This window comes from Serratia sp. PGPR-27, assembly GCF_022678525.1.
In the GTDB taxonomy this organism is placed as follows: domain Bacteria; phylum Pseudomonadota; class Gammaproteobacteria; order Enterobacterales; family Enterobacteriaceae; genus Serratia; species Serratia nematodiphila.
The window spans coordinates 22,004-42,013 of the sequence record NZ_JALBYS010000029.1; the positions used below are offsets into that span (position 1 = coordinate 22,004).

The 20,010-nt window shown below is 58.3% G+C and carries 19 protein-coding genes; 15 read left to right on the plus strand and 4 right to left on the minus strand.

Going from position 1 to position 20,010, the window contains the following annotated elements:
- Nucleotides 1-10: 10 nt before the first annotated feature.
- Nucleotides 11-781 carry a tRNA pseudouridine(65) synthase TruC gene (truC, locus tag MMS95_RS16255; protein WP_033633590.1) on the plus strand — a complete coding sequence of 257 codons (771 nt, stop codon included), beginning with the start codon at nucleotides 11-13 and terminating at the stop codon, nucleotides 779-781.
- 33 nt (nucleotides 782-814) lie between these two features.
- Nucleotides 815-1,267, plus strand: a complete 453-nt coding sequence (locus MMS95_RS16260) for a flavodoxin (RefSeq protein WP_016929894.1) — start codon at nucleotides 815-817, stop codon at nucleotides 1,265-1,267.
- 57 nt (nucleotides 1,268-1,324) lie between these two features.
- Here MMS95_RS16260 and MMS95_RS16265 read toward each other — a convergent pair whose 3' ends face one another.
- From MMS95_RS16265 to map, 4 genes are all read right to left on the minus strand, one after another.
- A complete protein-coding gene (locus MMS95_RS16265) occupies nucleotides 1,325-1,714 on the minus strand; it encodes a DUF3461 family protein (protein ID WP_004931929.1) in 390 nt (129 codons plus the stop codon).
- Between the two features lie 129 nt (nucleotides 1,715-1,843).
- On the minus strand, nucleotides 1,844-2,668 hold the full coding sequence (dapD, locus tag MMS95_RS16270) for a 2,3,4,5-tetrahydropyridine-2,6-dicarboxylate N-succinyltransferase (protein WP_004931932.1): 825 nt from the start codon (nucleotides 2,666-2,668) through the stop codon (nucleotides 1,844-1,846).
- A 42-nt stretch (nucleotides 2,669-2,710) separates the two neighbouring features.
- Nucleotides 2,711-5,365, minus strand: a complete 2,655-nt coding sequence (glnD, locus tag MMS95_RS16275) for a bifunctional uridylyltransferase/uridylyl-removing protein GlnD (RefSeq protein WP_085337214.1) — start codon at nucleotides 5,363-5,365, stop codon at nucleotides 2,711-2,713.
- A gap of 73 nt (nucleotides 5,366-5,438) precedes the next feature.
- The gene (gene map / locus MMS95_RS16280) at nucleotides 5,439-6,233 is read right to left on the minus strand and encodes a type I methionyl aminopeptidase (protein WP_004931936.1); all 795 of its coding nucleotides are present in this window, start codon (nucleotides 6,231-6,233) and stop codon (nucleotides 5,439-5,441) included.
- 345 nt (nucleotides 6,234-6,578) lie between these two features.
- Here map and rpsB point away from each other — a divergent pair, with 345 nt between their 5' ends.
- From rpsB to lpxA, 13 genes are all read left to right on the plus strand, one after another.
- Entirely contained in the window at nucleotides 6,579-7,304 is a 726-nt protein-coding gene (gene rpsB / locus MMS95_RS16285) for a 30S ribosomal protein S2 (RefSeq protein WP_004931937.1), read from the plus strand.
- Between the two features lie 129 nt (nucleotides 7,305-7,433).
- Nucleotides 7,434-8,285 (plus strand): translation elongation factor Ts, encoded by an 852-nt coding sequence (tsf, locus tag MMS95_RS16290; RefSeq protein ID WP_033632247.1) that lies wholly within the window; start codon nucleotides 7,434-7,436, stop codon nucleotides 8,283-8,285.
- A 148-nt stretch (nucleotides 8,286-8,433) separates the two neighbouring features.
- Complete coding sequence (gene pyrH / locus MMS95_RS16295) at nucleotides 8,434-9,159, plus strand: UMP kinase (RefSeq protein ID WP_004931940.1); 726 nt, start codon at nucleotides 8,434-8,436, stop codon at nucleotides 9,157-9,159.
- A 118-nt stretch (nucleotides 9,160-9,277) separates the two neighbouring features.
- Entirely contained in the window at nucleotides 9,278-9,835 is a 558-nt protein-coding gene (frr, locus tag MMS95_RS16300; protein WP_004931943.1) for a ribosome recycling factor, read from the plus strand.
- A gap of 157 nt (nucleotides 9,836-9,992) precedes the next feature.
- Entirely contained in the window at nucleotides 9,993-11,189 is a 1,197-nt protein-coding gene (gene ispC / locus MMS95_RS16305) for a 1-deoxy-D-xylulose-5-phosphate reductoisomerase (protein WP_099032619.1), read from the plus strand.
- A gap of 277 nt (nucleotides 11,190-11,466) precedes the next feature.
- Nucleotides 11,467-12,225 carry a (2E,6E)-farnesyl-diphosphate-specific ditrans,polycis-undecaprenyl-diphosphate synthase gene (gene ispU / locus MMS95_RS16310; RefSeq protein WP_033632249.1) on the plus strand — a complete coding sequence of 253 codons (759 nt, stop codon included), beginning with the start codon at nucleotides 11,467-11,469 and terminating at the stop codon, nucleotides 12,223-12,225.
- Nucleotides 12,226-12,234: 9 nt separating this feature from the next.
- Nucleotides 12,235-13,077 carry a phosphatidate cytidylyltransferase gene (gene cdsA, locus MMS95_RS16315; protein WP_004931949.1) on the plus strand — a complete coding sequence of 281 codons (843 nt, stop codon included), beginning with the start codon at nucleotides 12,235-12,237 and terminating at the stop codon, nucleotides 13,075-13,077.
- A 27-nt stretch (nucleotides 13,078-13,104) separates the two neighbouring features.
- Nucleotides 13,105-14,460, plus strand: coding sequence for a sigma E protease regulator RseP (gene rseP, locus MMS95_RS16320; protein WP_004931952.1), 1,356 nt, complete (start codon nucleotides 13,105-13,107; stop codon nucleotides 14,458-14,460).
- Between the two features lie 35 nt (nucleotides 14,461-14,495).
- Nucleotides 14,496-16,922 (plus strand): outer membrane protein assembly factor BamA, encoded by a 2,427-nt coding sequence (bamA, locus tag MMS95_RS16325; RefSeq protein ID WP_004931955.1) that lies wholly within the window; start codon nucleotides 14,496-14,498, stop codon nucleotides 16,920-16,922.
- 156 nt (nucleotides 16,923-17,078) lie between these two features.
- Complete coding sequence (skp, locus tag MMS95_RS16330) at nucleotides 17,079-17,576, plus strand: molecular chaperone Skp (protein ID WP_004931958.1); 498 nt, start codon at nucleotides 17,079-17,081, stop codon at nucleotides 17,574-17,576.
- A gap of 3 nt (nucleotides 17,577-17,579) precedes the next feature.
- Complete coding sequence (lpxD, locus tag MMS95_RS16335) at nucleotides 17,580-18,602, plus strand: UDP-3-O-(3-hydroxymyristoyl)glucosamine N-acyltransferase (RefSeq protein WP_004931959.1); 1,023 nt, start codon at nucleotides 17,580-17,582, stop codon at nucleotides 18,600-18,602.
- Between the two features lie 160 nt (nucleotides 18,603-18,762).
- Nucleotides 18,763-19,218 carry a 3-hydroxyacyl-ACP dehydratase FabZ gene (gene fabZ / locus MMS95_RS16340; RefSeq protein ID WP_004931962.1) on the plus strand — a complete coding sequence of 152 codons (456 nt, stop codon included), beginning with the start codon at nucleotides 18,763-18,765 and terminating at the stop codon, nucleotides 19,216-19,218.
- Between the two features lie 3 nt (nucleotides 19,219-19,221).
- Nucleotides 19,222-20,010, plus strand: a complete 789-nt coding sequence (lpxA, locus tag MMS95_RS16345; RefSeq protein WP_004931964.1) for an acyl-ACP--UDP-N-acetylglucosamine O-acyltransferase — start codon at nucleotides 19,222-19,224, stop codon at nucleotides 20,008-20,010.

The following is a 20,010-nucleotide window of genomic DNA, read 5'->3' on the forward strand; positions in this document are numbered from 1 at the left end:
GGAACGTGATGTGATTGAGATTTTGTATCAGGATGAACACCTGGTGGCGGTGAACAAGCCGTCGGGTTGGTTGGTGCACCGCAGTTGGCTGGATCGTCATGAAACCCGCTTTATGATGCAGACGGTGCGCGATCAGCTCGGGCAGCACGTTTTTACCGTGCACCGTCTCGATCGTCCGACCTCCGGCGTGCTGCTGATGGCGCTGTCCAGCGAGGTGGCGCGCCTGCTGTCGCAGCAGTTCGAACAACATCAGGTGCAGAAAACCTACCATGCGGTGGTGCGGGGTTACGTGCAGGAGGGGGCGACCCTCGATTATCCGCTGACGGCGGAGCTGGACAAAATCGCCGATAAACATGCCGATGCCGATAAGGGGCCGCAGCCGGCGGTAACGCATTACCGGCCGTTGGCGCAGGTGGAGATGCCGGTGGCCGTCGGCCGCTACGACAGCGCACGGTACAGCCTGGTGGAACTGCAGCCGGAAACCGGCCGCAAACATCAGCTGCGGCGCCATATGGCGCACCTGCGCCATCCGATCATCGGCGACAGTAAGCACGGCGATCTGCGGCAGAACCGCGGGATGGCGCAGCATTTCGGCTGCCCGCGCCTGATGCTGCACGCCAGCCATCTGCAGCTGACGCACCCGGTGACCGGCGAGCCGCTGCAGGTGACGGCGCGCTGGGACGAAGCCTGGCAAGGGGTGATGGCGCAGTTCGGCTGGGCGGGGGTATTCCCTGAACTTGCCGGGGTTGAGTTTAGCGCGGCTAACGGTCAGGATAGCTGACAATTTTTAAAGGTAATGAAGGGAGTAGGAGCCATGGCTCAGGTTGGTATCTTCGTGGGAACGGTCTACGGCAATTCGCTGCTGGTGGCGGAAGAGGCGCAAAATATCCTCAGCGAGCAGGGCCATGAGGTCAAACTGTTCGAAGAGGGCACGCTGGAGGCCTGGCAGTATTATCGTCAGCACTACGCGCTGGTGATCACCTCCACCACCGGGCAGGGCGATCTGCCGGACAGCATCGCGCCGCTGTTCCACGCTATCCGCGATCAGGTTGGCTATCAGCCGGAGCTGCGCTATGGGCTGATCGCCCTCGGCGACAGCAGCTATGACAACTTCTGCGGCGCCGGGCGCGCGTTCGACGCGCTGCTGCAGGAGCAGGGCGCCACCCGCGTTGGCGAAGTGCTGGAGATCGATGCGATGGAACAGCCGGAACCGGAAGTGGCCGCCTGCCCGTGGGTCGAGCAGTGGGGCACGCTGCTGCAATCGTAAAGTAAAAAGGCGCCGCAAAAGGGCGCCTTGGCGATGATGCGGGTCAACCGATCCGCATTATTTGCCGCGGGTGAGTTTTTCCAGATCGGCTTCGATCTCGGCAATCTTGTGCGACACTACGCCTTCGAGATGGCGCAGGTCGTCGAGGATTTTACGCTTCAGATCCACTTCCACCTGATCGCGCTGGCACAGCTGATCCAGCTCGTCGATCACGTAACGCAGGTTCGGGTTGATCTCGTGAATTTCCTTGTAGCCCTGGCCGGCGTTGTCCGCCACCACGGTTTTACGCTGGCGCGGATACTTGAACTTCACGCTCTTGGCGAAGAACTCGCCCTTGTCCTTGCGGAAATAGATCTTGAGGATGTCGTTGTTCGCCTCTTGACGCAGGCTATAGCGATCGACGTCTTCCGGTTGATTGATGCCCAAACTCTTCAAGTTATCGTACATACTGCGCCCTCTTTAGATGTGATCGTTATATTCCACGACTGCGATTATGGCGGAAAGCGAGATCTGCGACTGTGACTGCCAGCGAAACGCAGACAAAAAAATAGCGGGTGAATCACCCGCTATTTCAATTTAGTCGATAGTGCGCAATAACTCATTAATGCCGACTTTACCGCGCGTTTTGGCGTCGACCTTCTTGACGATCACCGCGCAGTACAGGCTGTAAGAACCGTCTTTCGACGGCAGGTTGCCGGAAACCACCACTGAACCCGCCGGCACGCGGCCGTAATGGATTTCGCCGGTCTCGCGGTCATAGATGCGGGTGCTCTGGCCGAGGTAGACGCCCATTGAAATCACCGAACCTTCTTCCACGATCACGCCTTCCACCACTTCGGAGCGCGCGCCGATAAAGCAGTTGTCTTCGATGATGGTCGGGTTGGCCTGCAGCGGCTCCAGCACGCCGCCGATGCCGACGCCGCCGGACAGGTGAACGTTTTTGCCGATCTGCGCGCAAGAACCGACGGTGGCCCAGGTGTCGACCATGGTGCCTTCGTCGACGTAGGCGCCGATGTTAACGTAAGACGGCATCAGCACGGTGTTGCGCGCGATGAACGCGCCCTGGCGCACGGTGGCCGGCGGCACGACGCGGAAGCCTTCCTTCTGGAAGCGCGCTTCGTCGTAGTCGGCGAATTTCATCGGCACTTTGTCGTAGTAGCGGGTTTCCGCGCCGTCCATCACCTTGTTGTCGTTGATGCGGAAAGAGAGCAGCACGGCTTTCTTCAGCCACTGATGGGTGACCCATTGACCGTCGATCTTCTCGGCGACGCGCAGGGCGCCGCTGTCTAGCAGGCCGATCACCTGGTTTACCGCTTCGCGCGTTACGGTGTCTACGTTCGCCGGAGTGATGTCCGCACGGCGTTCGAAGGCGCTTTCAATAACGTTCTGTAATTGCTGCATGCTGTTCTCTTTCCTGATGTTGTCGGTAAAAAGTTACTTGTATCACATTTTATCGTTTGGGGTGAGGGCCTCTGTCAACCGTTGCTCCAACTTTCTGCGCGTTTCTTGGTCGAGCGCGCGCCGCTCGCCGTCGGCCAGGATAAACAAATCCTCGACCCGCTCGCCGATGGTGGAAATGCGCGCGCCGTGCAGCGACAGCCCCAGATCGGCGAACACTTCGCCCACCCGCGCCAGCAGGCCGGGTTGATCGAGTGCGGTCAGCTCCAGGTAGCTGCGGCGATCGGTGTGGGTCGGCAGGAAGGTGACCTCGGTCGGCACGCTGAAGTGGCGCAGCTTGGATGACGGCCGGCGCACGCGCGGCGGCTGGTACTCCCGCTGGGTGATGGCCTGCAACAGCGCCTGGCGGATCGCCGCGTGGCGATCCTGCGCCAGCGGGCTGCCGTCCGGCTCCAGCACGATAAAGGTGTCCATCGCCATACCGTCGCGGTTGGTGAAGATCTGCGCGTCGTGCACGCTCAGGTTGCGGCGATCCATCTCTCCGGCGACGGCGGCGAACAGGTAAGGGCGATCCGGGCTCCAGATGAAGATCTCGGTGCCGCCGCGCGTCGCCTGGCGGCTGACCAGCACCAGCGGCTGGGTGGAGTCGTGGGCCAGCAGGTGGCGGGCATGCCAGGCCAGCTGATTCGGCGAGTGGCGCAGGAAGTAATCGGCGCGGCAGCGGCTCCAGATGCGGTGCAGCGCCTCTTCGTCAATGTTGTCCATGCGCAGCAGCGCCAGCGCCTGCAGGCGATGGTGGCGCACGCGTTCGCGCAGGTCCGGGCTGTTTTGCATGCCGCGGCGCAGCTGTTTTTCGGTGGCGAAATACAGCTCGCGCAACAGGCTCTGCTTCCAGCTGTTCCACAGGGTTTCGTTGGTGGCGCAGATATCCGCCACCGTCAGGCACACCAGATAGCGCAGGCGGGTTTCGCTCTGCACTTCGCTGCTGAACTGCTGGATCACCGTCGGATCCTGAATATCGCGGCGCTGCGCGGTGACCGACATCAGCAGGTGGCAGCGCACCAGCCAGGCCACCAGCTGGGTTTCGCGCGAGTTGAGGCCGTGCAGTTCGGCGAACTCCACCACGTCTTCCGCGCCGAGGATCGAGTGATCGCCGCCGCGCCCTTTGGCGATGTCGTGGAATAAGGCCGCCAGCAGCAGCAGTTCCGGGTGCGGCAGGCGCGGGTACAGCTCCACGCACAGCGGATGGCGCGGCCGGGTTTCAGGCTCGGCGAAACTCTCCAGCTTCTGCAGCACGCGGATGGTGTGTTCGTCGACGGTATAGGCATGGAACAGGTCGAACTGCATCTGCCCGACGATCTTGCCCCACTGCGGCATATAGGCCCACAGCACGCTGTGACGGTGCATCGGCACCAGCGCGCGCGACACCGCGCCGGGGTGGCGCAGGATGGCCATAAACAGATCGCGCGCTTCCGGGATGGTGCACAGCGGCTGTTTCAGGTGGCGGCGCGCGTGGCGCAGCTGGCGCACGGTGGTGGAGTAAATGCCTTTGATCTCGCGGTTGCGCACCATCAGGTAGAACATGCGCATGATGGCTTGCGGCTCGCGGATGAACAGCGTTTCATCGCGCAGATCGATCAGATCGCCGCGCAGCTGGAAATCGTCGTTCAGCGGGCGCGGCTTTTCGGTGGCGTCCAGCGCCAGGATGGCTTCGTCGAACAGCTGCAGCAGCATGTGGTTCAGCTCGCTGACGCGCCGCGTCATGCGGTAGAAGTCTTTCATCATGCGCTCGACCGGCTCGTTGCCTTCGCCTTCATAGCGCAGCAGCTGCGCGACGCTGAGCTGACGATCGAACAACAGACGGTTGTCGTAACGCGGCAGCACCAGATGCAGCGCGAAACGGATGCGCCACAGGAAGCTCTGGCATTCGTTCAGCTCGTTGCGCTCGGCCTGGGTGAGGAAACCGAAGCCGACCATTTCGTCCAGCGAGGTGGCGCCGAAGTGGCGACGCGCCACCCACAGCAGCGTGTGGATGTCACGCAGGCCACCGGGGCTGCTTTTGATATCCGGTTCCAGGTTATAGCTGGTGCCGTGGTAGCGCTGATGACGCTCCTGTTGCTCGCTGATCTTGGCGTGGAAGAACTGCGGCGAAGGCCAAAAGCCGTCGCTGAAGATATGTTTTTGCATCTGCAGGAACAGCGCAACGTCGCCGCAGATCATGCGCGATTCGATCAGGTTGGTGGCCACGGTCAGATCCGCCAGCCCTTCCAGCAGACACTCTTCCAGGGTGCGCACGCTGTGGCCCACTTCCAGCTTGAGATCCCACAGCAGGGTGATGAATTCGCCGACCCGCTGCGACTGTTGCTCCGTCAGCCGGCGCTGGCTGAGCACCAGCACGTCGATATCCGACAGCGGATGCAGCTCGCCGCGGCCGTAGCCGCCGACCGCCACCAGCGCGGTTTCCGGGATATCTTCAAAGCCGTAGAACGTCCACAGCCGGCGCAGCAGGCGATCGATGAAGTCGCTGCGCGCCGCCACCAGGCTTTCGGCGCTGGATCCGGCGTTGAACGCCGCCGCCAGCCACAGCTGGAACTGCTCCAGCCGCTGTTTCAACAGCGGGCAGGTGAGCTCGTCGTCGCCGTAGACGCTGGGAGAGGCGGGCGGCATCGGCACGGCCGGTTGAAGGAGATTGTCAGACATAGTGCGCAGCCCATAAAAAAGGCCGGCATAAGCCGGCCTGGTGACATTCTGCACGCGGCGTGCGCCGCAGTGCTTACATCTCGTGCGTAATGATGTTGGGGATGGTGTCATCCTTGCGCAACGTCATTATCTCGCAGCCGTTATCAGTGACCACAATAGTATGCTCATACTGCGCCGACAAGCTGCGATCTTTGGTTTTTACCGTCCAGCCGTCTTTCATGGTGCGGATGCGGTAGTCGCCGGCGTTGACCATCGGTTCGATGGTGAAGGCCATGCCCGCCTGCAGCACCACGCCGCCGTCGTCCGCGTCATAGTGCAATACCTGCGGCTCTTCATGGAACACTTCGCCGATGCCGTGGCCGCAGTACTCGCGCACCACGGAGAATTTCTCGGCCTCGACGAATTGCTGGATGGCCTTGCCCAGGGTGCGCAGACGGATGCCCGGCTTGACCATCTTCAGCGCCAGATACAGGCTTTCCTGAGTGACGCGGCACAGGCGCTCCCCCAGAATGGTCGGTTTGCCGACGATGAACATCTTCGAGGTGTCGCCGTGGAAACCGTCTTTAATCACGGTCACGTCGATGTTGACGATGTCGCCGTCTTTCAGCGTTTTGTCGTCGCTCGGGATGCCGTGGCACACCACTTCGTTCACCGAGATGCACACGGATTTCGGGAAGCCGTGGTAGCCGAGGCAGGCGGAGATGGCCTGCTGCTCGTTGGTGATGTACTCGTGACAGATACGGTCCAGTTCGCCGGTGGTCACGCCAGGTTTGACGTGCGGCTCGATGATCTCCAGCACTTCGGCGGCCAGGCGGCCGGCCACGCGCATTTTTTGGATGTCATCAGGTGTTTTAATTGAGATTGCCATGAAATTCGTCCGCAGGTGTCGTTATCGTCGACAATAAGAAGCAGTGACTTATGGTATCAGCCCGGCCGGGGGCTGCCAAATTTCATTTCCTGACGCCCGGCGAAACGCAACAAAAGTTGGTGTCGGCGGCGGGTTTATGGTATAAAGCGCGCCGGCGATCCGCGACTTGGTTCTTGTGGCCTGGCGGAAATCGGCCGAAAATACTTTAACTGCACTCATTTTGTGTAAATAACACACACGTATCGGCACATCCGCCGGGGTGCCCTGAGGTGACTTGTCGCCGCCAGGGTCGGCGTTATGGGATACGTGGAGGCATAACCCCAATTAATCTATAGAGGTTTAATCATGGCAACTGTTTCCATGCGCGACATGCTCAAGGCTGGTGTTCACTTTGGTCACCAGACCCGTTACTGGAACCCGAAAATGAAGCCTTTCATCTTCGGCGCTCGTAACAAGGTTCACATCATCAACCTGGAGCAGACCGTACCAATGTTCAACGCCGCTCTGGCTGAACTGACCAAGATCTCTTCCCGTAAAGGCAAGATCCTGTTCGTTGGTACCAAGCGCGCAGCAAGCGAAGCGGTAAAAGACGCTGCGAACAGCTGTGACCAGTTCTTCGTGAACCACCGCTGGTTGGGCGGTATGCTGACTAACTGGAAAACCGTTCGTCAGTCCATCAAGCGTTTGAAAGATCTGGAAATCCAGTCTCAAGACGGCACCCTGGACAAGCTGACCAAGAAAGAAGCGCTGATGCGCACTCGTGAACTGGCCAAGCTGGAAAACTCCCTGGGCGGTATCAAAGATATGGGCGGTCTGCCAGACGCACTGTTCGTTATCGATGCCGATCACGAGCACATCGCGATCAAAGAAGCCAACAACCTGGGTATCCCGGTATTCTCTATCGTTGATACCAACTCCAACCCAGACGGCGTTGACTTCATCATCCCTGGTAACGACGACGCAATCCGTGCAGTAAACCTGTACCTGACTGCTGTTGCTGCCGCTGTGCGTGAAGGTCGTTCTCAAGATCTGGCCGTTCAGGCGGAAGAAGGCTTCGTAGAAGCTGAATAATAAGGCAAGCTCGTCACTGAGCCCTTATTAACCAGGTATTGACATATGTTGGTTAGGGGGGCCTGTTAAGGCCCCCTTTGCTTATCTGAATGAGAACTGTCTCCACGCGAGATAACCGAGGAAAAAGAAATGGCTGATATTACCGCTGCCCTGGTAAAAGAACTGCGCGAGCGTACCGGCGCTGGCATGATGGATTGCAAGAAAGCGCTGGTTGAATCCAACGGCGACATCGAACTGGCAATCGAAAACATGCGTAAGTCCGGTGCGATCAAAGCCGCTAAAAAAGCAGGTAACGTGGCTGCTGACGGCGTGATCAAAACCAAGATCGAAGGCAACTACGGCATCATTCTGGAAGTTAACTGCCAGACTGACTTCGTAGCAAAAGACGCCGGTTTCCAGGCGTTCGCCGACAAAGTGCTGGATGCCGCTGTTGCTGGCAAAATCACTGACGTTGACGTGCTGAAAGCGCAGTTCGAAGAAGAGCGCGTAGCGCTGGTGGCAAAAATCGGCGAAAACATCAACATTCGTCGCGTTGCTTCCCTGGAAGGCGAAGTGCTGGGCAGCTACCTGCACGGCGCGCGTATCGGCGTTCTGGTTGCGGCTAAAGGCGCTGACGAAGAGCTGGTTAAGCAAATCGCAATGCACATTGCGGCGAGCAAGCCAGAGTTCGTGAAGCCAGAAGACGTGTCTGCTGAAGTGGTAGAAAAAGAGTACCAGGTTCAGCTGGACATCGCCATGCAGTCCGGCAAGCCGAAAGAAATCGCAGAGAAAATGGTTGAAGGCCGCATGAAGAAATTCACCGGCGAAGTTTCTCTGACCGGTCAGCCTTTCGTTATGGATCCGAGCAAATCCGTTGCTCAGGTGCTGAAAGAGCACAACGCTGACGTGACCAACTTCATTCGCTTCGAAGTGGGCGAAGGCATCGAGAAAGTCGAAACCGACTTCGCTGCTGAAGTTGCCGCGATGAGCAAACAGTCTTAATGACTGTCGATGGAACCGCCGTCTGGCGGTTCCATACTATCCAGCCAGAATTACACCGGTGGCAAGCCCTGCAGCGTGATACTCACCTCAGGCGCGTTTCATCGGCTGAAATCCCCAATACTAATACTGCTTCTTAGGACAGAACACCATGGCAACCAATGCAAAACCCGTATATCAGCGTATTCTGCTTAAACTGAGTGGCGAAGCCCTGCAAGGTGCAGAAGGTTTTGGTATCGACGCCAGCGTTTTGGATCGCATGGCTCAGGAAGTGAAAGAGCTGGTCGAACTGGGAATTCAGGTCGGTGTAGTTATTGGCGGCGGGAACCTGTTCCGCGGCGCGGGCCTGGCGCAAGCCGGCATGAACCGCGTAGTGGGCGACCACATGGGAATGCTGGCTACCGTGATGAACGGCCTGGCTATGCGTGATGCACTGCACCGTGCCTATGTGAACGCCCGCCTGATGTCGGCGATCCCGCTGAACGGCGTGTGTGACAATTACAGCTGGGCAGAGGCGATCAGCCTGCTGCGCAACAACCGCGTGGTGATCTTCTCCGCCGGTACCGGCAACCCGTTCTTCACCACCGATTCCGCCGCTTGCCTGCGCGGCATCGAGATCGAAGCGGACGTGGTGCTGAAAGCCACCAAAGTGGATGGCGTCTACTCCGCCGATCCGGTGAAAAACCCGGATGCGACGCTGTATGAACAATTAACCTATCAGGACGTGCTGGAGCGCGAGCTGAAAGTGATGGATCTGGCGGCGTTTACGCTGGCTCGCGATCACGGTCTGCCGATCCGCGTGTTCAACATGAACAAGCCTGGCGCGCTGCGCCGCGTGGTGATGGGTGAGAACGAAGGTACGCTGATCAGCAAATAAGGCTGTTCACACCCCTTTTCGGAGCGCGTGACGCCAGGCGTCGCGCGCTCTCCGAGTACGATTACGGGCTATACTTGAGTATCGCCTGCCAAGTAACCAGCTTCCAAGGGTTTGCAACGTGACTAATGAAATCAGAAAAGATGCTGATTCACGCATGGAAAAAAGCGTAGAAGCATTCAAAAACCAAATCAGCAAGATCCGCACCGGCCGCGCTTCGCCAAGCATTCTGGACGGCATCATGGTGGAATACTACGGTGCCGCTACGCCGCTGCGTCAACTGGCCAACGTGACCGTGGAAGACTCCCGCACGCTGAAAATCAACGTGTTCGACCGCAGCCTGAGCCAGGCCGTTGAGAAAGCGATCATGAGCTCCGATCTGGGCCTTAACCCGTCTTCCGCCGGTTCTGACATTCGCGTTCCGCTGCCTCCGCTGACCGAAGAACGCCGTAAGGATCTGATCAAGATCGTACGCGGCGAAGCCGAGCAGGGCCGCGTAGCGGTGCGTAACGTGCGTCGCGACGCCAACGACAAGGTCAAGGCGCTGCTGAAAGACAAAGAGATCAGCGAAGACGAAGAACGTCGTTCACAAGACGAGATTCAGAAAATGACCGACGCTTACATCAAGCTGGTCGACGCCGCGTTGGCGGAGAAAGAAAAAGAGCTGATGGATTTCTAATCAGCATCGCGCAGAAAAAAAGCGTCGCCTGGGCGGCGCTTTGTTTTTTGTGGCGCAGATCCCGTTTCATCGTACTGAAAGATCATGGACAAGCGCTGTCCAAGGTTCCACACTGGAGCACCTCCGATCTCATCAGACAGTTATTCAGAGTGAACTCATGAAGCAACTGACCATTCTTGGCTCGACCGGCTCGGTAGGGACCAGCACCCTGGCCGTGGTCAGGGCGAATCCCGAGCGTTTTGCGATCAAAGCGCTGGTGGCCGGCCGCAACGTCGCGGTTATGGCGCAGCAATGCATCGAATTCCGGCCCGCCTTCGCCGCGATGGCGGATGAAAGCGCCGCCCGCGAGCTGCGCGCCATTCTGGCGGAAAACGGCGTCGCTACCGAGGTATTGGCCGGGGAGCAAGCGGCCTGCGAACTGGCGGCTTTGGACGACGTCGAACAAGTGACGGCGGCCATCGTTGGCGCTGCGGGGCTGTTGCCGACGCTGGCGGCGATCCGCGCAGGCAAGCAGGTGCTGCTGGCCAACAAAGAGTCGCTGGTCACCTGCGGCCGCCTGTTTATGGACGCGGTGCGGCAAAGCCAGGCGCAACTGCTGCCGCTCGACAGCGAGCACAACGCGATTTTTCAGAGTTTGCCTGAGAGTATTCAGCGCCAGTTGGGATACTCTTCACTGGACAGTCATGGTGTTTCGCGCATCGTACTTACCGGCTCCGGCGGCCCGTTCCGCACCACGCCGCTGGAACAGTTCGCCGCGATGACGCCGGATCAAGCCTGCGCCCACCCGAACTGGTCGATGGGGCGCAAGATCTCGGTGGATTCCGCCACCATGATGAACAAAGGTCTGGAATACATTGAGGCCCGCTGGCTGTTTAACGCCTCGGCCGAGCAAATGGAAGTGATCCTGCACCCGCAGTCGGTGATTCACTCGATGGTGCGCTATGCCGACGGCAGCGTGCTGGCGCAGCTGGGTACGCCGGATATGCGCACGCCGATCGCCCACGCGATGGCGTATCCGCAGCGCGTGAACTCCGGCGTGGAAGCGCTGGACTTCTGCCGCATCGGTTCGCTGACCTTCGCTGAACCGGAACGCGAGCGTTATCCTTGCCTGTATTTGGCGATCGAAGCGTTCGAGGCCGGCCAGGCGGCGACCACCGCGCTGAACGCGGCCAATGAAATCGCCGTGGCGGCATTTTTGCAGCAGCAGATTCGTTTCACCGACATTGCGGCGGTCAACCGCCAGGTGGTGGAGCGTCTCGCGCTGCAGGAACCGACCTGCATCGAAGCGGTCTTAGACATTGACCGCCAGGCGCGCGCCGCCGCCGAGGAACGCGTTCGCGCGTTGTGCGGCTGATCACGGCGATTATCCGATTTTGCTCGTAATTCGCGCGTGCCGCCGCGGGGCCGTTTGTTCATGCCCCGCTGAGGTGGTATAGTCTGCGCCACCTGTCAGCGGTTATACCGTTGAATTATGGCTCGATTGGCGCCTTGTGCGCCAATGGCGACCCGGCTGCGTCGGGTATCGCGAGGGCAGGCTGAAAGCCGTGTCGGGCACACGGCTTTTTTTGCGCGTAAGGGTCTGATGTTCCGGAAAGGCAGTTATATTTCTATTGAGGAAATAAGTACGAGTTATGTCGTCCGCAAACCAACAAGAGGCTAATCCATCTTCCCCGGGGCCGCGCCATGTCGCCATTATCATGGACGGTAACGGACGCTGGGCCAAACGTCAGGGCAAGTTACGTGTCTTCGGTCATAAAGCAGGGGTGAAATCGGTTCGCCGCGCGGTCAGTTTTGCCGCCAGCCACCATTTAGATGCACTCACGCTTTATGCCTTCAGCAGCGAAAACTGGAACCGTCCGGTGCAGGAAGTATCCGCCCTGATGGAGCTTTTTGTCCGCGCTTTGGATAGTGAAGTAAAAAGCCTGCATAAACATAACGTCAGGTTGCGGGTAATCGGCGATATCAGCCGGTTCAGCGCGCGTTTGCAGGAGCGGATCCGCCGCTCTGAAACACTGACGGAAAATAACGATGGCCTGACGCTCAATATCGCTGCCAACTACGGCGGCCGTTGGGATATCATTCAGGGAGTAAGGGAACTGGCCGAGCAGGTACGGGGCGGGGAGTTGCACCCGGATCAGATCAGCGAGGAATTATTGAGCGAACGGGTTTGCATGAGCGACCTGGCGCCGGTGGATCTGGTTATCCGCACCGGTGGCGAGCATCGCATCAGTAACTTCCTGCTGTGGCAAATCGCCTATGCTGAACTTTACTTTACTGATGTGCTCTGGCCTGATTTCGATGAACTTGTCTTTGAAGGTGCGCTGAATGCATTTGCACAACGTGAGCGCCGCTTCGGGGGAACAACACCTATCGGCGCCGATGCGTCCTAGGGAGAACTTTTGCTGAAGTATCGCCTCATAACTGCTCTGATTTTAATCCCGATCGTTATCGCGGCGCTGTTCCTGTTGCCGCCGCTGGCCTTTGCTCTGGTAACGCTCGTCGTGTGCATGTTAGCAGCCTGGGAGTGGGGCCAACTGGCCGGTTTTACCTCCCGTTCGCAGCGCATCTGGCTGGCGATACTGTGCGGTTTTCTGCTGGCGCTGATGATGCTCAGCGTTCCCGCCTACCATCAATCCGTGCCGCAGGTAAGCGGCTCGCTGTGGCTATCGCTGGCCTGGTGGCTGGCGGCGCTGCTGCTGGTGCTGTTTTACCCCGGCTCGGCCGCCATCTGGCGCAATTCGCGCCCGCTGCGCCTGCTGTTTGGCCTGCTGACCATCGTGCCGTTCTTCTGGGGCATGCTGGCGCTGCGCCAGTTCGGCTATGAGCAAAACCCGTTTACCGGCGCCTGGTGGCTGCTGTACGTGATGCTGCTGGTGTGGGGCGCGGATTCCGGTGCCTATATGTTCGGCAAGCTGTTCGGCAAGCATAAGCTGGCGCCGAAGGTCTCGCCGGGTAAAACCTGGGAAGGGTTGATCGGCGGGCTGCTGACATCGGCGGTCATTTCCTGGCTGTTCGGCCGCTACGCGCCGCTGAACGTGGTGCCAACCACGCTGTTGGCCTGTTCGGTGATCGCCGCGCTGGCTTCGGTGCTGGGCGATTTGACCGAAAGCATGTTCAAACGCGAAGCGGGCATCAAGGACAGCGGTCATTTGATTCCCGGCCACGGCGGCATACTGGATCGTATCGACAGCCTGACCGCGGCGGTGCCGGTGTTTGCCTGCCTGATGCTGTTGGTGTTTTAATCCGTCAATGACGGAAAGTGAGGGATGATGGTCAGCGTGCTTTGGAACCTGGTGGCGTTTCTGATTGCGCTCGGTATTTTGATTACCGTGCACGAGTTCGGACACTTTTGGGTTGCCCGTCGTTGCGGCGTGCGCGTTGAACGCTTCTCCATCGGCTTCGGCCGAGCGCTGTGGCGCCGCACCGATCGCCAGGGCACCGAGTACGTCATCGCTTTGATTCCGCTCGGTGGCTACGTGAAGATGCTGGACGAGCGCGTGGAGTCGGTGGCGCCGGAAATGCGCCATCAGGCCTTTAACAACAAAACCGTCTGGCAGCGCGCGGCCATCATCAGCGCCGGCCCCATCGCCAACTTCCTGTTTGCTATCCTTGCCTATTGGCTGGTGTTCATCATCGGCGTGCCGAGTTTCCGCCCGGTGATCGGCGAAATCGCGCCGCAATCCATCGCCGCCAAGGCCGAAATTTCGTCTGGCATGGAACTAAAGTCGGTTGACGGCATCGAAACGCCTGATTGGGAGTCAGTTCGTCTGGCGCTGGTGGCGAAGATTGGCGATGCGCAAACCGAAGTCGGCGTCGCGCCGTTCGGTTCTTCGCAGGTGGTGACCAAAACCCTGGATTTGCGCCAGTGGAACTTTGAACCGGACAAGCAGGATCCCGTTGTCGCGCTGGGCATTATGCCGCGCGGCCCGCAGATCGAATCCGTGTTGGCGGAAGTACAGCCTAACTCGGCGGCGCAAAAGGCGGGTTTACAAGCGGGGGACAGGATCGTTAAAGTCGATGGTCAGCCGTTGGGTCGTTGGCAGACGCTGGTGAAGCGTATCCACGATGGCCCGGGGCAACCGCTGGCTTTGGAGATTGAAAGAAACGGCGCCCCCTTGTCTTTGACGCTGATACCGGATACAAAGCCGGTGGGAAAAGACAAATCGGTGGGGTTTGCAGGCATCATTCCAAAAGTGCTGCCGCTGCCGGACGAGTATAAAACGATTCGCCAGTATGGACCGTTCCCGGCGCTGTATCAGGCCGGCGACAAGACCTGGCAGCTGATGCGGCTGACGGTCAACATGCTGGGCAAATTAATAACCGGTGATGTAAAGCTGAACAACCTGAGTGGCCCGATCTCGATTGCACAGGGAGCTGGGGCGTCAGCCGGAGTCGGGTTCGTGTATTATCTGATGTTCCTGGCGTTGATTAGCGTCAACCTGGGTATCATCAACCTGTTCCCATTACCGGTGTTAGATGGTGGGCATCTCCTCTTCCTGGCGATAGAAAAGCTGAAGGGTGGGCCGGTTTCCGAGCGAGTACAGGACTACAGCTACCGCATAGGTTCGATCGTGCTGGTGTTGTTGATGGGTCTTGCACTTTTCAATGATTTTTCCCGCCTCTAGGGGCGGGGATAGGTTAGGAAGAACGCATAACAACGATGGCGATGAAAAAGTTGCTCATAGCGTCGCTGCTGTTTGGCAGCGCCACCGTATACGGTGCAGACGGGTTCGTAGTGAAAGACATTCATTTCGAAGGCCTGCAGCGAGTCGCCGTCGGTGCGGCGTTACTCAACATGCCGGTTCGCGTCGGCGATACCGTCACTGACGATGACATCAGTAATACCATCCGTGCCTTGTTTGCCACCGGCAACTTCGAGGACGTGCGCGTGCTGCGCGATGGTAATACCTTGATCGTTCAGGTGAAGGAACGTCCTACCATCGCCAGCATCACTTTCTCCGGCAACAAGTCGGTGAAGGATGACATGCTCAAGCAGAACCTGGAAGCCTCCGGCGTCCGGGTGGGCGAGGCGCTCGACCGCACCACGATCTCCAGCATTGAAAAAGGGCTGGAAGACTTCTACTACAGCGTCGGTAAATACAGCGCCTCGGTGAAAGCCGTAGTCACGCCGTTGCCGCGCAACCGTGTCGACCTGAAGCTGGTGTTCACGGAAGGGGTCTCCGCCAAGATTCAACAAATCAACATCGTCGGCAACCATGCCTTCACCAACGACGAACTGATCTCACGCTTCCAACTGCGTGACGAAGTGCCATGGTGGAACCTGGTCGGCGATCGCAAATACCAGAAGCAAAAACTGGCGGGCGATCTCGAAACCCTGCGCAGCTTCTATCTGGATCGCGGCTATGCTCGCTTCAACATCGATTCTACCCAGGTGAGCCTGACGCCGGATAAAAAAGGCATCTACATCACCATCAACATCACCGAAGGCGAGCAGTACAAGCTTTCCGATGTTGTCGTGAACGGCAATCTGGCCGGCCACTCGGCGGAAGTCGCTCAGATCACCAAAATCGAGCCAGGCGAGCTGTACAACGGCAGCAAGGTGACCAAAATGGAAGACAACATCAAAACGATGTTGGGCCGTTATGGTTACGCCTACCCGCGCGTTGGCACTCAGCCTGAGATCAACGACGCGGATAAAACCGTCAAACTGCACGTCAACGTTGACGCGGGCAACCGCTTCTACGTGCGTCGCATCAAGTTCGAAGGCAACGACACCAGCAAGGATTCCGTACTGCGTCGCGAAATGCGCCAGATGGAAGGCGCCTGGCTCGGCAACGAGCAGGTCGAGCAGGGCAAAGAGCGTCTGAACCGTCTGGGCTACTTCGAAACGGTTGACGTGGAAACCCAGCGCGTGCCGGGCACCGCCGATCAGGTCGATGTGACCTACAAGGTGAAAGAACGCAACACCGGTACCTTCAACTTCGGCGTCGGTTACGGCACCGAGAGCGGCGTCAGCTTCCAGGCGGGCGTGCAGCAGGATAACTGGTTGGGTACCGGGTACTCGGTCGGCATCAGCGGCACCAAGAACGACTATCAGACCTATACCGAACTGTCGGTCACCAACCCGTACTTCACCGTTGACGGTGTGAGCCTGGGCGGCCGCATCTTCTACAACGACTTTAAGGCGGATGACGCGGATCTGTCGGACTATACCAACAAGAGTTACGGTATCGACGGCACGCTGGGCTTCCCGATCAACGAAAACAACTCGTTGCGTACCGGCCTGGGCTACGTCCACAACGGCCTGTCGAACATGCAGCCGCAGATCGCCATGTGGCGTTACCTCGACTCGATGGGCGTGGATGCGAATAAAACCGACCGCGCCAGCTACTCGACCGACGACTTTACGCTGAACCTGGGCTGGACCTACAACAACCTGGACCGCGGCTACTTCCCGACCTCGGGTAACCGCACCACGTTGAACGGCAAGGTCACCATTCCGGGCTCGGACAACGAATACTACAAGGTGACGTTGGACAGCGTACAGTACGTGCCGATTAACGACGATCGCACCTGGGTGCTGTTGGGCCGTGGCCGTCTGGGTTACGCGGATGGGTTGGGCGGCAAGGAAATGCCGTTCTACGAGAACTTCTACGCCGGTGGTTCGAGCACCGTGCGCGGCTTCCAGTCCAACACCATTGGTCCGAAGGCGGTGTACTACAACTCCAACTCGTACCAGTGTCAGTTCAACGCCGGCAGCACGACCTCGCGTCAGAGCATCTGTAGCTCGGATGACGCGGTGGGCGGTAACGCCATGGCGGTCGCCAGCCTGGAGCTGATCACCCCGACGCCGTTCATCAGCGAGAAATACGCCAACTCGGTGCGGACCTCGCTGTTCATCGATGCCGGTACCGTGTGGGATACCAAGTGGAAGAATACCGACGAAACGCTGATGTACGGCGTGCCGGACTACAGCAAGGCCAGCAATATTCGTTCTTCCGCCGGTATCGCGCTGCAGTGGATGTCGCCATTGGGGCCATTGGTGTTCTCTTACGCCAACCCGATCAAGAAATACGAAGGCGACAAGTCCGAACAGTTCCAGTTTAACATCGGTAAGACCTGGTAACGGGTCTCGCCTCTGGGCATAACAGTTATTAAGAATCGCAATGGCCAGGCGCCCGCCGGCAGAGGGAGATGATTCTCATTGTTTGGTGGGACAAGTCTGGCAAATTGTGTACTTCAGTGTCATATGACACAAATGGGTGATGGTAAGGAGTTTATAGTGAAAAAGTGGTTGTGTGCCGCAGGCCTCGGTTTAGCAATGGCTGCTTCAGCTGGCGTTCAGGCAGCAGATAAGATCGCTGTCGTTAACGTCTCCAGCATTTTCCAACAGCTGCCGGCCCGCGAAGCGGTCGCTAAACAGCTGGAAAACGAGTTTAAAGGCCGTGCAAGCGAACTCCAGAACATGGAACGTAGCCTGCAGACCAAAATGCAACGTCTGCAGCGTGACGGCGCTACCATGAAAGCCAGCGACCGCAGCAAGTTGGAAAAAGACGTGATGGCGCAACGCGAGCAGTTCTCTCAGAAAGCCCAGGCTTTCGAGCAGGACAACCGCCGTCGCCAGATGGAAGAACGTAACAAGATCCTGAGCCGCATTCAGGACGCGGTGAAATCTGTCGCCAGCAAAGGCGGTTATGACGTGGTGATCGACGCCAACGCCGTTGCCTATGCAGACTCTTCCAAAGATATCACTGCTGACGTGCTGAAACAGGTTAAATAACACATGCTTTCAATTCGACTGGCTGATTTAGCGCAGCAGTTGGATGCACAATTGCACGGTGATGGCGATCTCGTCATCACCGGCATTGCTTCTATGCATTCGGCACAGCCTGGCCAAATCACGTTTTTGTCAAACAGCCGCTATCAAGAGCAGCTGTCTTCCTGCCAGGCAAGCGCCGTGGTGCTTACCGAAGCGGATTTACCACACTGCCGTGCTGCGGCGCTGGTGGTTAAAAACCCTTATCTGACCTACGCGCGCATGGCGCAACTGATGGACACTACGCCGGCACCAGCACAGGATATCGCGCCAAGCGCGGTGATCTCGCCTGAAGCGCAGCTGGGGCAGAACGTCGCCATTGGGGCGAACGCGGTGATTGAGTCGGGTGCGGTGCTTGGCGATAACGTGGTTATCGGCCCGGGCTGCTTCATCGGCAAACACGCACGCATCGGCGCGGGAACGCGTCTGTGGGCGAATGTCACGATTTATCATGCGGTTGAAATCGGCCAGCGCTGCCTGATCCAGTCCGGCACCGTGATCGGCGCGGACGGTTTCGGCTATGCGAACGAGCGCGGCGAGTGGATCAAAATCCCTCAGTTGGGCACGGTGATTATCGGCGATCGCGTCGAAATCGGCGCTTGCACCACCATTGACCGCGGCGCTTTGGATAACACCCAAATCGGGAATGGTGTTATCATCGACAACCAATGCCAGATTGCACATAACGTCGTGATTGGCGACAATACCGCCGTCGCCGGCGGTGTGATCATGGCCGGCAGCCTGAAAATCGGCCGCTACTGCCAGATCGGCGGTGCCAGCGTGATCAACGGTCACATGGAGATTGCCGACAAGGTTGTTGTTACCGGAATGGGAATGGTTATGCGACCAATCACCGAACCTGGGGTATACTCTTCGGGCATTCCGTTGCAGCCTAACAAGGTTTGGCGTAAAACCGCTGCGTTGGTGATGAATATCGATGAGATCAGCAAACGCTTGAAAGCTGTCGAACGTAAAGTCGGAAAAGACTAATCATTGCCGCCCGCCCTGGCGGGTACAAAACGAAACGCGTTGGTCGTGAGACCAAAAGCGCAAAGAGATGTTAATTTGCGGCCTGCATGATGATCTCCTTTTGGGGTCAGCGCAGGCCGTGTTGTTGATGCCATCAGTTTTTAGAGACAGGAAGAGTATTTTGACTACTGACACTCATACTCTGGATATTGCAGAAATTTTGGATCTGCTTCCTCACCGTTACCCGTTCTTGCTGGTCGACCGCGTCCTCGAGTTTGAAGAGCACAAATATCTGCGTGCGGTGAAGAACGTATCGGTGAATGAACCGTTTTTCCAGGGCCATTTCCCTGGCAAACCGATTTTCCCAGGCGTATTGATCCTGGAAGCCATGGCGCAGGCCACCGGTATCCTGGCGTTTAAAAGCGTCGGCAAACTGGAGCCGGGCGAGCTGTATTACTTCGCCGGTATCGACGAAGCACGCTTCAAGCGCCCTGTGGTGCCAGGCGATCAGATGGTCATGGAAGTCACCTTCGAGAAAACTCGCCGCGGTCTGACTCGCTTCAAAGGCGTGGCGACCGTTGACGGTAAAATTGTCTGCGAAGCAACCATGATGTGTGCCCGCAGCCGGGAGGCTTAATCCGTGATTGACCAAACCGCCTTTATCCATCCTAGCGCGATAGTCGAAGAAGGCGCCGTGATCGGCGCCAACGTGCATATCGGCCCATTCTGCTACGTCGGCTCCCAGGTGGAAATCGGCGCCGGCACGGTGCTGAAATCCCACGTGGTGGTGAATGGCATTACCAAGATTGGCTGCGATAATCAGATTTATCAGTTCGCCTCTATCGGCGAAGTGAATCAGGATCTGAAATACGCGGGCGAACCGACGCGCGTTGAAGTGGGCGATCGCAACCGCATCCGCGAAAGCGTGACCATTCATCGCGGCACCGCGCAGGGTACCGGCCTGACTAAAGTGGGCAACGACAACCTGCTGATGGTCAACGTGCACGTCGCCCACGATTGCGTGGTCGGCAATGCTTGCGTGCTGGCCAACAACGCCACGCTGGCGGGGCATGTGGAAATCGATGATCACGCCATCATCGGCGGCATGACGGCGATCCACCAGTTCTGCATTATCGGCGCGCATGTGATGGTAGGCGGTTGTTCCGGTGTCGCTCAGGACGTGCCTCCTTTCGTCATCGCTCAGGGCAACCACGCTACGCCGTTCGGCGTCAACGCGGTCGGCCTGAAGCGCCGCGGTTTTGACAAGGATGAAATGCAGGCAATCCGCAACGCCTACAAAATCCTGTATCGCAGCGAGAAAACGCTGGATGAAGCGAAAGCGGAAATCGAAGCCCTGGCCAAAGAACAGCCGGTGGTGCAGCAATACCTCGATTTCTTCACCCGTTCCACCCGTGGCATCATTCGCTGA